Annotated in this window: 11 protein-coding genes; 10 read left to right on the top strand and 1 reads right to left on the bottom strand. The window is 57.6% G+C overall.

The window, feature by feature from the left end; all coding sequences use genetic code 11:
* The first annotated feature begins 24 nt into the window (after positions 1-24).
* The 9 genes from aroB (at position 25) to glf (ending at position 9,472) form a co-directional block, all read left to right on the top strand.
* Positions 25-1,131: a 3-dehydroquinate synthase gene (gene aroB / locus DXB98_RS00130; protein ID WP_117742703.1), complete on the top strand. Its 1,107-nt coding sequence runs from the start codon at positions 25-27 to the stop codon at positions 1,129-1,131.
* Entirely contained in the window at positions 1,125-2,444 is a 1,320-nt protein-coding gene (gene aroA / locus DXB98_RS00125) for a 3-phosphoshikimate 1-carboxyvinyltransferase (protein WP_117742702.1), read from the top strand. Before aroB ends, aroA begins: the two co-directional genes overlap by 7 nt.
* Position 2,445: 1 nt before the next feature.
* Positions 2,446-3,543 carry a chorismate synthase gene (gene aroC / locus DXB98_RS00120; RefSeq protein WP_117742701.1) on the top strand — a complete coding sequence of 366 codons (1,098 nt, stop codon included), beginning with the start codon at positions 2,446-2,448 and terminating at the stop codon, positions 3,541-3,543.
* A gap of 149 nt (positions 3,544-3,692) precedes the next feature.
* Positions 3,693-4,838 (top strand): prephenate dehydratase, encoded by a 1,146-nt coding sequence (gene pheA / locus DXB98_RS00115; protein ID WP_117742700.1) that lies wholly within the window; start codon positions 3,693-3,695, stop codon positions 4,836-4,838.
* Positions 4,839-6,089 (top strand): shikimate kinase, encoded by a 1,251-nt coding sequence (locus DXB98_RS00110; protein ID WP_117742699.1) that lies wholly within the window; start codon positions 4,839-4,841, stop codon positions 6,087-6,089.
* A gap of 85 nt (positions 6,090-6,174) precedes the next feature.
* A complete protein-coding gene (gene aroQ, locus DXB98_RS00105; RefSeq protein WP_117742698.1) occupies positions 6,175-6,612 on the top strand; it encodes a type II 3-dehydroquinate dehydratase in 438 nt (145 codons plus the stop codon).
* 132 nt (positions 6,613-6,744) lie between these two features.
* The gene (locus DXB98_RS00100; protein WP_117742697.1) at positions 6,745-7,194 is read left to right on the top strand and encodes a DUF4869 domain-containing protein; all 450 of its coding nucleotides are present in this window, start codon (positions 6,745-6,747) and stop codon (positions 7,192-7,194) included.
* Positions 7,194-8,195 (top strand): hypothetical protein, encoded by a 1,002-nt coding sequence (locus tag DXB98_RS00095; protein ID WP_117742696.1) that lies wholly within the window; start codon positions 7,194-7,196, stop codon positions 8,193-8,195. Before DXB98_RS00100 ends, DXB98_RS00095 begins: the two co-directional genes overlap by 1 nt.
* Positions 8,196-8,347: 152 nt before the next feature.
* Entirely contained in the window at positions 8,348-9,472 is a 1,125-nt protein-coding gene (gene glf, locus DXB98_RS00090) for a UDP-galactopyranose mutase (protein ID WP_117742695.1), read from the top strand.
* Positions 9,473-9,730: 258 nt separating this feature from the next.
* Here glf and DXB98_RS00085 read toward each other — a convergent pair whose 3' ends face one another.
* Positions 9,731-13,177, bottom strand: a complete 3,447-nt coding sequence (locus DXB98_RS00085) for an RICIN domain-containing protein (protein WP_117742694.1) — start codon at positions 13,175-13,177, stop codon at positions 9,731-9,733.
* Between the two features lie 300 nt (positions 13,178-13,477).
* On the opposite strand from DXB98_RS00085, the gene DXB98_RS10335 reads away from it, so the two are divergent.
* The gene (locus tag DXB98_RS10335; protein WP_233505037.1) at positions 13,478-13,651 is read left to right on the top strand and encodes a glycosyltransferase; all 174 of its coding nucleotides are present in this window, start codon (positions 13,478-13,480) and stop codon (positions 13,649-13,651) included.
* The last annotated feature ends 673 nt before the right edge of the window (positions 13,652-14,324 follow it).

Raw genomic sequence — 14,324 nt, 5'->3', positions numbered from 1 at the left:
GCCAGGTCGAAAGGACCGAAGCTTATGGCGATTACCATCGATATCGACACTGCACACCCCTACCAGGTGCATGTTGGCACGTTTTTGCTGGAGCAGGCGGGGCCGCTCGTGCGCGCCACCGCCGGCGGCACCAAGGCCGTCATCGTAACGGACACCAATGTGGGTCCGCTCTACCAGATGCCCGTTAAGCAGAGCCTGGAGGCGTCAGGCTATGAGGTAAGCATCTGCACCTTCGAGGCCGGCGAGGCCCATAAGCGCGCCGAAACCTATGTTGCCATTCTTGAGTTTGTGGCCGAGCACGAGCTTTCGCGCTCCGATGTGATCGTGGCGCTTGGCGGCGGCGTCGTGGGCGACGTTGCCGGCTTTGTGGCCGCCACCTACATGCGAGGCTGCAAGTTTGTGCAGATCCCCACGAGTCTGCTCGCTATGGTGGATTCGTCGGTGGGCGGCAAGACTGCCATCGACCTGGCTGCCGGCAAGAACTTGGCCGGCGCCTTTTGGCAGCCGAGCGTGGTTATCGCCGACGTGGGGTGCCTGGCCACCCTCACGCCCGAGCAGTTCGCCGACGGCTGCGGCGAGGTCGTCAAGCACGCCGTGATCGCCGATCCGGAGCTTTTCGCCGAGCTGGAGAAGACCCCGCTCACGCTGGAGCTGCTCAACCGCGATGTGGCCCGCGTAGCGCTCATCATCGCCCGCAATATCGACATCAAGCGCGCCGTGGTCGTCGCCGACGAGCGCGAAACCAACCAGCGCAAGCTGCTTAACTTTGGACACAGCGCCGGACACGCCGTCGAGGCCTGCGAGCACTTTGAGCTTGGACACGGTAACTGCGTGTCGATCGGCATGGGCATCATCACGCGCGCCGCGGCCCTGCACGGCATTTGCGATACTGCACTGCCCGGTCGTATTGAGGAGCTCTGCGCCCGCCATGGCCTCAAGACCCGCTGCGACCTAGATGCCGATGCCGTCTTTGCCGAGGCGCTGCACGACAAAAAACGCGCGGGCGACACCATCGACCTGGTAATTCCGCACAGCATTGGCCGCTGCAGCATCGACCGCACGCCGCTTTCCACTTTCCACGAACTCATTGCCGAGGGCCTCGGCCAGAAGGGAGACGCATCCGCATGCTAGCCCGCATCACCCCGTCCCCACTCAAGGGCACCGTTCCCGCCATCGCGTCCAAATCGATGGCGCATCGCCTGATCATCTGCGCGGCGCTTGCCAACGGCAAGACACACGTCACCTGCAACACCACCTGCGCCGACATCGAGGCTACGGTGCGTTGCCTTACGGCCCTGGGCGCCCGCATCGAGACCGTCGAGGACGGCTTCCAGGTCCATCCCACCATGAAGAGTGTTGAGTTTGGCCTACTCAAGGCCCTTGCCGGCGGCACGCTCGACTGCGGTGAAAGTGGCTCCACGCTGCGCTTTATGCTGCCTGTCGCCTGCGCGCTGGGTGCGGATGCCACTTTTGTGGGCCAAAGCCGTCTGGGTGCTCGCCCGCTCTCCCCGCTCTCGGACGAGATCATTGCCGCCGGCTGCGACCTGCAGGGTCTGGGCGGCTTTCCGATCAAGACGAGCGGTCGTATGCGCCCGGGCACCTTTATCCTGCCGGGCAACGTGAGCTCGCAGTACATCTCCGGCCTGCTGCTGGCAGCCCCGCTGCTGGCCCAGCCCTCCTGCGTGCAGGTGACCGGCCTCATTGAGAGTCGCCCCTATATCAACCTGACGATCCAGGCCATGAAGGCCTTCGGCGTCGAGGTCAACGTCGAGCGTATTCCCGCCCGGGACGGCCAGCCCGAGGTCACGAACTTCCGCGTGAGCAGTGGCTCGTATCGCACGCCCGGCAGCGTGGCCGTCGAGGGTGACTGGTCCAACGCTGCCTTTTGGCTGTGTGCCGGCGCTATCGGCACCGACCCCATCACCGTCGAGGGCGTGTCCCTGAGCTCCGCACAGGGCGACCGCAACGTACTTGCCGCGCTTTCGCGCTTTGGCGCCCGCATCGTGCGTTCCACCAACGCCGCCACCGTGCAGTCCGACAAGCTCGCCGGCTTTGAGATGAGCGCCCACGACATTCCCGACCTGGTACCCGTTATCTCGGCCGTGGCATCACTGGCGCAAGGCCGTACCTTCATCCGCGACTGTGCCCGCCTGCGCATCAAGGAATCCGACCGCCTGGCAACTACCACCCGCGAGCTCACCGCGCTGGGCGCGCAGGTGCGCATTGCCGGTGACGACCTCATCATCAAGGGTGTCGATGCCTTCACCGGCGGCGAGATCGATTCGCACAACGACCATCGCATCGCCATGATGGCCGCCATCGCCGCGAGCCGCGCCACCGGCGAGGTCGTGATCCACGGCGCCGAGGCGGTCAACAAGTCCTATCCCGATTTCTTCGACCACTACCGCCTGCTGGGCGGCAAGGTCACACTCGAGGAGGAATAGCATGTCCTCGACCTTTGGCAACGTCTTGCATCTGAGCATTTTCGGCCAGTCGCACTCCCCTGCTATCGGCTGCTCGCTTGACGGAATTCCCGCTGGTATCGCCGTTGACCAGGAGGCGTTGCAGACCTTTTTGGACCGTCGCGCCCCCGGTCGCGACGAGACCGCGACCAAGCGCCGCGAGGCCGACGCCGCGCATATCATCGCCGGTGTGGTCGATGGACACACCACCGGTGCGCCCATCGCGGCGATTATCGAGAACACCAACACACGCTCCAAGGACTATTCCGAGCTGCGCCGCAAGCCCCGCCCCGGACATGCCGATTTCCCGGCGCGCGTGAAGTACCACAACATGCACGATGTCGCCGGCGGCGGACATTTCTCCGGCCGCCTAACGGCACCCCTGTGCATCGCCGGCGGCATTGCGCTGCAGGCACTTGAGGCCCGCGGTATTAAGGTGATGGCGCATGTGGCGCAGATTGGCAGCATCTCCGACCTGCCCATGGACGACATGGTCTATCGCGAGGCCGACCGCAAGGCGATTCTTACGAACGATCTGCCGTGCATTGACACCGCCGCAGCCGGCCGCATGCGCGAGGAGATCCTAGCCGCGCGCGATGAACTCGACAGCATCGGCGGCATCGTGGAGTGCGGCATCTACGGCCTACCTGCGGGCATCGGCGACCCCATGTTCGACGGCATCGAGAACCGCATCGCGCAGATCGCCTTTGGCATTCCCGCCGTGAAGGGCGTGGAGTTTGGCATGGGCTTTGCCGTCGCCGCCATGCGCGGCAGCGAGAACAACGATCCGTATCGCATCGATGCCGAGACCGGTGAGATCGAGGTCGAGTCCAATAACGCCGGCGGCATCGTGGGCGGTATTTCGACCGGCGCGCCCGTCATGTGGCGCATGGCCGTAAAGCCGACGCCCTCCATTAGCCGCGAGCAGCAGACGGTCGACATGGACGCAATGGAAAATGTCGAACTCTCGGTCCACGGTCGTCACGATCCCTGCATCGTCCCGCGCGCCGTCCCCGTAGCCGAAGCAGCCGCCGCCCTCGCAATTTGGGATGCCCTCCTCGAGGACGCAGGCCAGCGCTAGCCCACCCCAAGGGTAGTTAATTTGGGACGGGGCTTTTTTAGCTACCCCGGCAGTTAACGCGACGTTTTGGCCGATTTGCTGCCGGGGTAGCTAAAATAGCCCCGTCCCAAATTAACTACCCCAGGCAACGATTTACGAAAGGGGCCTCCATGGACCTTGCCGCCATCCGCCAGGCCATCGATGGCATCGACACCACGCTTCTCAGCAGCTTTGTCGAACGCATGGACATTGCCACCGAAGTCGCCAAATCAAAAATCGAGATGGGCAAGGCCGTCTTCGACCCCGCCCGCGAGCGCTCCAAGCTCAACAACCTCGCCAGCCGCGCACCCGAGCGCTACGAGGCGCAGACCATCACGCTGTTCCGCCTCCTCATGAGCATGAGCAAGGCCGAGCAGCAGCGCTATATCAACGAGCTCAAGGGCATCACGGTCTCGCAAAAGGCCCACGCCACTGCCGAGGCCTTCGACACACCCTTCCCCCAGACTGCCAGCGTCGCCTGCCAGGGCGTTGAGGGCGCCTACAGCCAGATCGCCGCGTGCAAGCTCTTCGACGTGCCCGATATCGCGTTCTTCGACACCTTCGAAGGCGTCATGCGCGCTGTACGCGACGGCTTCTGCGAATTTGGCGTACTGCCCATCGAGAACTCCACCGCCGGCTCGGTCAACGCTGTCTACGACCTGCTCGCCCAGTTCGACTTCCATATCGTGCGCTCGCTGCGCCTCAAGATCGACCACAACCTGCTCGTCAAGCCCGGCACCAAGCTCCAGGACGTGCACGAGGTCTACAGCCATGGCCAAGCCATTGCCCAGTGCGCCGGCTTTATCGAGGCGCACGACCTGCACGCCACCAAGTATCCCAACACGGCCATGTCGGCCGAAATGGTTGCCAACTCCGAGCGCACCGACGTCGCCGCCATCGCCTCGCGCAGTTGCGCGGCGCTCTACGGTCTGGAGGTGCTGGAGCCCAACATTCAGAACTCGGACAACAACTACACGCGCTTCGTCGTCATCAGCCGCGAGCCACGCGTCTACCCCGGCGCCAACCGTACCTCGCTCATGATCACCACGGCCAACGAACCGGGCGCCCTCTATCGCGTGCTCGAGCGCTTCTACGCACTCAACATCAACCTTATCAAGCTCGAAAGCCGCCCCATCCCCGGGCGCGACTTTGAGTTTATGTTCTACTTCGATCTGGACTGCCCCTTTGGCAGCAAAGCCCTCGACGACCTGCTCGACTCGATTGACGACGTGTGCGAGAGCTTCACCTACTTTGGCAGCTACACGGAGGTGCTCTAGATGGCCGATACCGCCACAACCCGCCCCTACGGCGTGCTGGGCCGCGTGCTGGGCCACAGCTACACCCCGACCATCTACAAGAAGCTCGCGGGGCTTGAGTACGTGCGTTTTGAGCGCGAGCCCGAAGACCTCGCGGCCTTTATGACGGGCGATGAGTGGGAGGGCACCAACGTGACCATTCCCTACAAGCGCGCCGTCATGAACTATCTGGACGAGCTGAGCCCACTCGCCGAGCGCATGGGCAACGTCAACACCATCACGCGCCTGCCCGACGGCCGCCTACGCGGCGACAACACCGACTACTTTGGCTTTCAGTGCCTGGTCGAGGAGCTGGGCGTAGAGGTCGCCGGCAAGAAGGTCCTCGTGCTCGGAGCCACCGGCGGCGCGGGCACTACGGCCAGTATGGTGCTCGGAGACCTGGGCGCCACCGTCGTGCCCGTAGGCCGCACGAGCGAGGTCAACTACGACAATATCGCGCAGCAGTCCGAAGCCGCGCTGCTCGTCAACTGCACGCCTGCCGGCATGTTCCCCCACTGCCCCGACGCCCCCTGCACGCTCGAAGGACTCGATGCGCTCGAAGGCGTCATCGACATTGTCTACAACCCTGCCCGCACGGGCCTCATGCTCGAGGCGGAGCGCCGCGGCATCCCCTGCATCGGCGGCCTGCTCATGCTTGTGGCCCAAGCGGCGCAAGCTGTCGAGCGCTACACCGGCCAGGTCACCCCGCGCGAGCGCATCCTGGACGTGACGAAACGCCTGTCCCACCGCGAGCAGAATATCGCCCTGATCGGCATGCCGGGGTCGGGCAAAACCCGCGTGGGCGAGCAGATTGCCCTGCTCACGGGACGCGAGCACATCGATCTGGACCGCGCGCTTGAAGAGCGCCTAGGCATGCCCTGCGCCGACTTTATCGTCGAGCACGGCGAGCCGGCCTTCCGCGAGCAGGAGACGGCGGCCCTGGCCGATATCTCCAATCGCAGCGGCCTGGTGCTTTCCACCGGCGGCGGCGTCGTCACGCGAGACGAGAACTACCCGCTGCTGCACCAGAACAGCCAGATTGTGATGCTCAACCGCAAGCTCGACGAACTCGCCCACAAGGGTCGCCCCATCACCGCCCGCGACGGTATCGACAAGCTGGCCGAGCAGCGCATGCCGCGCTACCGCGCCTGGGCCGACTACATCATCGACTCGCGCGACTGCGCCGCCAACACCGCGGTCGCCGTCCTCGACACCCTTCCACCAGCCCTCTAGCAAAAACCACCACAAAGGGGACAGGCACCTTTGTGGTGGTTTTCCGTTCCGCCGCACCGCCCGCCCAACCGCAAAGGAAGCAACCATGAAAGCACTCGTCATCAACGGTCCCAACCTCAACATGCTCGGCATTCGCGAGCCAGGCATCTACGGCAGCGATAACTACGACCGCTTGGTTCAGATCTGCCAGGAGGCAGGTGCCGCGCAGGGCTTTGACGAGGTCGAGATTTTCCAGTCCAACCACGAGGGCAGCATCGTCGACAAAATCCAAGAGGCTTACGGCAAGGTCGACGGCATCGTCATCAACCCGGCAGCCTACACGCACACCAGCGTGGCCATCCTGGACGCCCTCAAGGCCGTCGCCATCCCCGCCGTGGAGGTACACATCAGCGCCGTCGAGACGCGCGAGGACTTCCGCCAGGTGAGCTACGCCCGCCTAGCCTGCTTCGCCACCATCACCGGCGAAGGCCTCCAGGGCTACGCTCATGCGCTGGAGCTGCTGAGGGAGCGTCTCGAGAAGTAGCCTCGCGAGCAAATCCATCAACGCCGATTCTCACGCTAATAATAGCCAGTGCCGCCAGCAGCAACCTCGCTACTGGCGGCACTTTATTACTGGCATATAATCGTTGCAGTAACGCAACGTCTGGAGACCCGCATGCTGAGCATTCACCTGGGAGATTACCCCGGTTCCATCTACGATACCGAAACCTATTTTAGGAACTCATACCTAGACTCATGGTTCGAAGACCCCATGGCCGCACAGATAATTAAAAGCGTTGACGGATCTGAGCTCGTCGGACCTCACAACATCATAAGCAAGCAGCTGGGCTCAATCACCCCACTCGAACTGTCCGGCGGCGTTAAGACGCTGCTGCTGGTACGCAATCTCCCAAACATGGTGTTCAACGCATCTACCTGCGGAGACAACTGTGCCCGCTGGCTACTCAAAATCGGCAAAGAGCAGGATGTACTGGTGACCCTTTACCACATCATGAAATTCCCCTGGAAGAACTTTGAAATCCGCATTGAAAACGATGGTCGTATCGTCAAAAACATGCAGGAGCTTGTCGGCGCCACGAATGACTTTTTGGATGTTGATGAGTAATGAAGGGAACGCATACCGTTGTCGTAGAGCGTGCAAAGGTCAAATACACGCTCACCTTTAAACGTAATATCTCCTTCATCCGCGGCAACAGCGGAACGGGCAAAACAACACTCGTATCGATGATTCGCGACTTCAACGACCGAGGCCAAGAAAGCGGCGTTACGCTTAGCTGTGATGTGCCGTGCGAAACACTTTCCGGCAGACGTTGGGAGCGCGAGCTTTCAATCATCGAGGATTCAATTATATTTTTGGACGAGGGCAACGAGTTTATCTACTCAAAAGACTTCGCTAAAGCCGTTAACGGATCATCCAACTATTTTGTTCTGATATCTCGTCGTGATGTCAGCGAACTCCCCTACAGCGTCGACGAGATCCTAAAACTGGTCAACACGACGAGCAAGACGATCAATGGCCGCAAGAGCGACAGGCGCTTCTACTCGGTGACCAAGCCGCTATATGACCACACGACAAGCATGCTGTACCAGGATCTAAATGTTGGATTCGAGATACCCGACGCTGTAGTTGTCGAGGACAGCAAGTCAGGCTATCAGTTCTTCAGCACCCTTTGCAACCGACTGGGAATCCCCTGCTATACCGCTACCGGCGTAGCAAACCTAAAACGAACGATTCACGAATGTCCCGAGCAAAACATCCTTGCCATAGGAGACGGCGCTGCGTTTGGTCCCTACATCGAAAAGGTGCTTGGGCAGCGCGTTTACAAGAACGTTCTCTTGTTCCTCCCGGAATCATTCGAGTGGACGCTTCTGCAATCTGGCCTCATTCCCAACAATGACATTCCAAAGATCCTCAAGGACCCTTCGAGCTATATCGAAAGTCGCGACTACCTGAGCTGGGAGCGGTTCTTCACCGATATGTTGGTCAAATACTCGACAGACACTCGTTATGCTTACAAAAAGACGAAGCTTAATGAGCAATACCTAAAGCCGCAGGCGATGAATGCAGTTGCAAACGTCTTGCCCGAGTGCCTGAGGGCGGAATAGCGAGTCCTTAACATCATTTGGAAACCAGGCAACGCCCACGCTTTGGAGCTGCCGAGGGAACGACTGCTACACTAACCCTTGGGGCGACACATTAGGTATGTTTGTCCCTAAACTAAAGGAACTGTCCGATTAACATACAAAGGAGCATATCCATGTCCCAGTACGATTACCTCGTCGTCGGCGCCGGCCTCTCGGGCGCCGTCTTCGCCAACGCCGCCAGGCGCGCCGGCAAGTCGGTCCTGGTCATCGACCGCCGCGACCACATCGCCGGCAACATCTACACCGAGGACATCGAGGGCATCCAGGTCCACCGCTACGGCGCGCACATCTTCCACACCTCCATGAGGGACGTCTGGGACTACGTCAACCGCTTCGCAGAGTTCAACAACTACGTCAACTCGCCGGTCGCCAACTTCCGCGGCAGCATGTACAACATGCCCTTCAACATGAACACCTTCGCCAAGATGTGGCCGGGCGTCGTCACGCCGGCGGACGCCAAGGCCAAGATCGCCGAGCAGGTGGCCGCCGAGAACATCGGCGATCCGGCAAACCTCGAGGAGCAGGCGCTGTCGCTCGTCGGCCGCGACATCTTCGAGACGCTCGTGAAGGGCTACACCGAGAAGCAGTGGGGCCGCGACTGCCGCGACCTGCCCGCGAGCATCATCAAGCGCCTCCCCTGCCGCTTCACCTACGACAACAACTACTTCAACGACCGCTACCAGGGCATCCCCGTGGGCGGCTACACCAAGATGGTCGCCAACATGCTCGAGGGCGTCGAGGTGCGCTGCGGCGTGGAGTACAAGGAGCTGGCCGCCGTCGAGCCCGATATCGCCGCCAGGACGATCTACTGCGGCCCCATCGACGCGTTCTACGACTTCAAGCTGGGCACGCTCGAGTACCGCAGCCTGCGCTTTGAGACCGAGACGCTCGACGAGCAGGACCACCAGGGCGTGGCCGTGGTCAACTACACCGAGCGCGAGATCCCCTACACCCGCATCATCGAGCACAAGCACTTCGAGTTCGGCACGCAGAACAAGACCGTCATCACGCGCGAGTACCCGGCCGACTGGAAGCCCGGCGACGAGCCCTACTACCCCATCAACGACGCCAAGAACGAGGCCCTCTACAAGCAGTACGAGGAGCTGGCGGCGCAGGAGGGCGACGTGGTCTTCGCCGGTCGCCTGGGCGGCTACAAGTACTATGACATGGACAAGGCCATCGCAGCAGCCTTCGAGCTCGTCCGCAACGAGCTTGGCGTGGAGCCGACTGGGGCGTAGAGAGCTCAACGACAAAGGAAGACAGCCATATACACAAGAGCAGAAAGCCCGGTGCGGCATCAATCGCTGTACCGGGCTTATTTGTGGAGCAATTAAGCGCACCGCGATGCCAAAATTCGCGGCGATCAAGCAAACGGCCCAGCCCATGAGTTACTCATCAACAGAAAAGGCCGCCCGACGCAAGTCGAACGACCTCAGTAAATAGCCAAATAAAACAACAAGACCCTAAAAACGGACGTAAAAAATCAGTCTAAAGCCCTATTGCGCCGTCTCAAGCCAATCCAGACGGCTGTTGAGCCATGCGCGTACATCATCGGGAGACTCAGAAGAGACACCCCACAGTATGGACTCCATGTTCACAGAGGTAGCAACACTGGACTCATACGCAAGGTAATCCTGCCCATTGATGCACCCCCGGGCTTCGTCAAGCACTTCCTGCTTGACGGCATCAACAGCAGCGCAAACCGTCGGATCCTGCAGCAGACGAGAGCCTAAAAGAGCATTGCGCGTAAGCCAACCCTGCGGCGACAAGTAACTGTCACTTGACTGGGATGAAAGAGCGTTTCCCATCGCCAAGTCAAAATCCCAGGCTGGACCGAAAACAAACCGCGAGTCGCCAGAGGTATCAGAATTCTTGAACAGATACGTTGACGAGTAATTAAAACCGTCAACGCACTTGGTGATCTCATTGAGCCAGTAAAGGCGCGCAAGAGAATCAATGTCGCAGTAATCTGCCGTCGTTTTTCCCGTCTCAGGATTGACACCTCCGTTGCGAATGCAATCAAAGAATTCCTGGAAACGAGAACTCAAATATTCAGCTTCATCCTTGGTCCAAACACCAGGCGACTTGCACACAAAGTACAGTACACCGTTTCCCGAATCTACGCTAAACCAGGCGCCCTCATTCACATAGCGCTCCTGATCAAACTCAATCAGATAGCCGCCCGTGATGTCGGAGGGATTTTGCAGTCCCGTAGCGTACTTCATTCGATTACCGTAAGAGTTAACCCCCTCGACAAGTTGATAACTTGTCCCGCCATTAACGGCGTCGTTAGCGTCTTCAAGGTTGTCGATGTCCACGCGGCCCGAGTTGATCTGGACCTTCTCGCAGAGCATATAGGCACCGCGGTATTGTCCGTCATAATACAGATCAACGGCACGGTACTCAATCGGTGCATGAGTTCCCAATGCAGACGCAAGCGAATATGCCGCAGCATTGCGCATCGAAGTTCCATCGTAAGCGTTTGCCAAAAGCACCCAGGTCTTATTCTTATTCGCTTTATCGCCCGTCTCCAAAAGGTCGGCCTTCTTATCGAGCTTGATCTGATATGGCTTCTTGTCCATCATCCACGTGCTGTTGCCGCGGCCCTTAATCTGAGATAATGCGCCGTCATACACAGAGACGCCGGAGGCGTCGACAAGCTTCATGGAGCCGGTAGCAACTGCAGTATGATCTCCACTCGATTCGATGTAGCCACGCCCATAATTGACCGGATCGTCGCTGCTAATAAACATCGAAGCCACGCCAGCGGTCTGCTTAATGTCAAACGTGAACAAATCGGCCGCATCAAGGGCGGATCGAACGGCAATCGGATTATCAGAGTTTACACTGCTTGTCAGGCCAAGATCGCTCAACGTCACCGAAGACCCCACGGTAAGTCCAACAGAGTAGTCTCCTACGGTAATAGACGTCTCCGGCCCGCCGCTGTATACAAGCTGAGCAGAGTTAAGGTCAAAAACAGACGGAAGCGCAAAGTGCGCATTGCCGTAACGATCAAAGGTCATTCCAATTTCAAGCGAGTCCGAGCGAAGACTCAGATTGTATTCAGACGCAGCCGCGCTATGCGAAATGACAAGATCGCCGGGATTGCTAACATTCCTAAACTCCCATTCGGACTGCGGAGTTGTCATGTCGATAGAAATAATAGCGAGCACACCCGATTCGGCCCCGCGCTTGGTCGATAGCGCATAGTCACCGAGCGCAGACTGGATATAACCACCGCTGAAAGTAGGAACATACTTCCAAGACTGAGCTTTGGTATCGTTCTCGGCATACTGTTGGACAATGGTCCCCGATTTGGCACGGCCTGAGCGAACATCAAGACACAAACCCGAGTTGTTGTTCTTAATGGTAAAGAAACCGCCGCCCGTGTTCTCGAGATGCCACTGTTGAGCCGCCGAGCCATTGAAAACGTACGTCTGAAGCGCAAGTCCCCCGTCAGACGAAGCGTTCGGAACATCAAGAACTTGCCTGGTGCCACTCTGGTTTAGCAGATAGTAGTCACCATTCTCAATCAAATTGCATGGGACGAGCAACCACGATTGGGCCTTGGTTCCGTTACTCGAGTACGTAGAAACACTGTTACCAGCAGCGCTCGATCCACCGGAAAGATCGATACATCTGCCGGACTGTTTGTTTTTAATACGATATCCCCCGTTTAAGCTAGCATCCAAGATCCAGTATGAATAACCCGAAGGCTCTTTACGATATTCGATTCCACTTTTCGCGATTTCCGTCAAATACAGGCCCGAGTTGGCATTTTTAAAGGTATACGAGCCATCATCTTGACGCTCAAGCACCCACTTCTGCGCCAGAGACAGATTTGAACTCCAAAGCTGCGATGCAGCACCAGAATCCTTTGACCCACCGGAAACGTCAAGAACACCTGATTCGTCAACAGTTGTCTTAAGCTGGAAAGAACCAGAATGATCTACTGGAGACGTGTTGAACGTCCATTTTTGAGCGTCAGTATGGTTGGCCTGATACATTTGCAGTTGGTTGCCATTAGAAAGAGAAGCACTGGGAACGTCCAACGCCTTACCTGTTAGTGCCGAGACAACTTCAATGTGACCGTCAGAAGTCAGCAAAAGACGCCATTGCTGTGCCGGAGTTCGATTAGATGAGTACTGCTGAATGCGCACGCCGGAAGACTTGGAACCACCAGGAATATCAAATGAACGACCTGACAGCGCAGAGAAAATGGAATAGTAGCCTGTATTCTGATCGAACACAACATTCCAAGCCTGAGCCAACGAATCGTTATCTTCGTAGATTTGAACAGCGGCTCCGTTATCTAAAGATCCGCCCCAAAGGTCAATCATCTTTTTATTCGACAGAGCGGTAGAAATACGATAGGAGCCGTCTTTAACAGGTTGAGTGACGCGCTCGACCCTCCATTTTTGCGCCTTGGTGCCATTTGACGTATAAAGGCAGACATTAGCTCCATTTTTTGAGCTTCCACCGGAAACATCAAGAAATAAACCATTGCAGTCAGAACGAATTGAATACGATCCGTCAGCATTCTGGACAAATTTCCATCGTTGAGCCTGCGTGTTGTTCGAATCATATAGCTGCGCATTAGCACCCACTATTTTTGAACCACCAGCAACATCAAGCACCATGCCGGTAATCGAATTCTCAATGGAATAAGAGGACCCTTTCTTAGAAATTCTCCAAGCCTGGGCATAGGTATGGTTACCTTCATAAACCTGCACGTTCGAACCGTTAACGCAATAACCGCCCGCAACATCCAATGATTTATCAGCAATAACATTAGTGACAGTGTAAACACCGTCATCAAGCTCAGCATAGCTCTTGGCCTCTGCCTGAGCTGGCATTACGCCAAGTGCGATGAATAAGAGAATTAGCGCCATTCCCCTCGATCGTTTTCGAAAGCAGATTTGAACCACATCAGTACCAACCATCAAATCACCTAATTCCCTAACACTACTTAACTACACCTTGAACGAACAGCCCAATTAGAGCAATACGGAAATCGACAAGCGGTGAAATTGCTGCACCGGGTCTCTTTATGCGACGATTGAAGCACACCACGGTCCAGATTAACAAATTGGACCGTAAGTCATTCCTATGTCTTACGGCCTGCGTTTAAACAAAAGCACGGATCACGAATGAATCCCATCTGGTTTTAAAGTCATTAAAACCAGACTAAATAACCAACGGCTGCACTTCTTTCGGTCACAAATAAAACCATGAGGAGCGACGTGAATTCAAGCGATATTGCCGCAATCATTCCTTGTTGCAACAAAGCGCTGACCATCGCCAAGGTTATAGACGATTTTCACCGCGAGCCGCCTGAAGCCACAGTCTATGCCTATGACAACAATTCGACTGATAGCACCGCGCAAATTGCACGTGAACACGGAGCGTCCGTATAATATGAACCCCGTCAAGGCAAGGGCAACGTACGCCGTCAAATGTTCCGTGATATCGAGGCCGATTGTTATCTCATGGCCGATGGAGACGACACCTATCCGGCGGAGTCAGTGCACGATTTGTGCAAACCCATCTTTGCCGGCGAAGCTGATATAACCGTCGGCGATCGTCTGTCCAACGGAACGTACGCAGAGGAGAACAAGCGCGCTTTCACGAATTTGGCAACAACCTTGTACGCAGCATGATCAAGTGGATTTATGGTTACAGCTCTGACGACGTCATGACTGGCTATCGTGCCAAAGCAAGCTCGTCGTTAAGACGCTTCCCGAGCTCTCCGAAGGCTTCCAAATCGAAACAGAACTATCCATCCACGCGGTCGACCATCGTTGCCGGATCAAAGATGTATCCACCGAGTACCGCGACCGCCCGGCTGGATCGGAGTCCAAACTCAATACCATAAGCGATGTTATTAGAGTCATTGCCATGATCGGTACCCCTTTAAGGACTACCGTCCGCTTAAATTCTTCTCGCTTGTTGCGCTCGTCTTTGCGGCCATCTGTCTTATCATAAGATTTCCTCTCATCACAGAATACCTTGCCGCCGGTTTGATGCCTCGCTTCCCCACCGCAATACTCGCAGTCGTATTTATGTTCCTGTACGGATTGTCGCCCGCCA

Origin of the sequence: Collinsella sp. OM07-12, from assembly GCF_003438275.1 — a bacterium.
In the GTDB taxonomy this organism is placed as follows: Bacteria; Actinomycetota; Coriobacteriia; order Coriobacteriales; family Coriobacteriaceae; genus Collinsella.
The sequence above is the reverse complement of the archived record's forward strand: the minus strand, read 5'-3'. Positions and strand labels throughout refer to the sequence as shown.

Bases quoted from the DNA above. Each gene is read 5' to 3' on its own strand.
- aroB (WP_117742703.1), top strand. From the start codon at position 25: ATGGCGATTACCATCGATATCGACACTGCACACCCCTACCAGGTGCAT.
- aroA (WP_117742702.1), top strand. From the start codon at position 1,125: ATGCTAGCCCGCATCACCCCGTCCCCACTCAAGGGCACCGTTCCCGCC.
- aroC (WP_117742701.1), top strand. From the start codon at position 2,446: ATGTCCTCGACCTTTGGCAACGTCTTGCATCTGAGCATTTTCGGCCAG.
- pheA (WP_117742700.1), top strand. From the start codon at position 3,693: ATGGACCTTGCCGCCATCCGCCAGGCCATCGATGGCATCGACACCACG.
- DXB98_RS00110 (WP_117742699.1), top strand. From the start codon at position 4,839: ATGGCCGATACCGCCACAACCCGCCCCTACGGCGTGCTGGGCCGCGTG.
- aroQ (WP_117742698.1), top strand. From the start codon at position 6,175: ATGAAAGCACTCGTCATCAACGGTCCCAACCTCAACATGCTCGGCATT.
- DXB98_RS00100 (WP_117742697.1), top strand. From the start codon at position 6,745: ATGCTGAGCATTCACCTGGGAGATTACCCCGGTTCCATCTACGATACC.
- DXB98_RS00095 (WP_117742696.1), top strand. From the start codon at position 7,194: ATGAAGGGAACGCATACCGTTGTCGTAGAGCGTGCAAAGGTCAAATAC.
- glf (WP_117742695.1), top strand. From the start codon at position 8,348: ATGTCCCAGTACGATTACCTCGTCGTCGGCGCCGGCCTCTCGGGCGCC.
- DXB98_RS00085 (WP_117742694.1), bottom strand. From the start codon at position 13,177: ATGGTTGGTACTGATGTGGTTCAAATCTGCTTTCGAAAACGATCGAGG.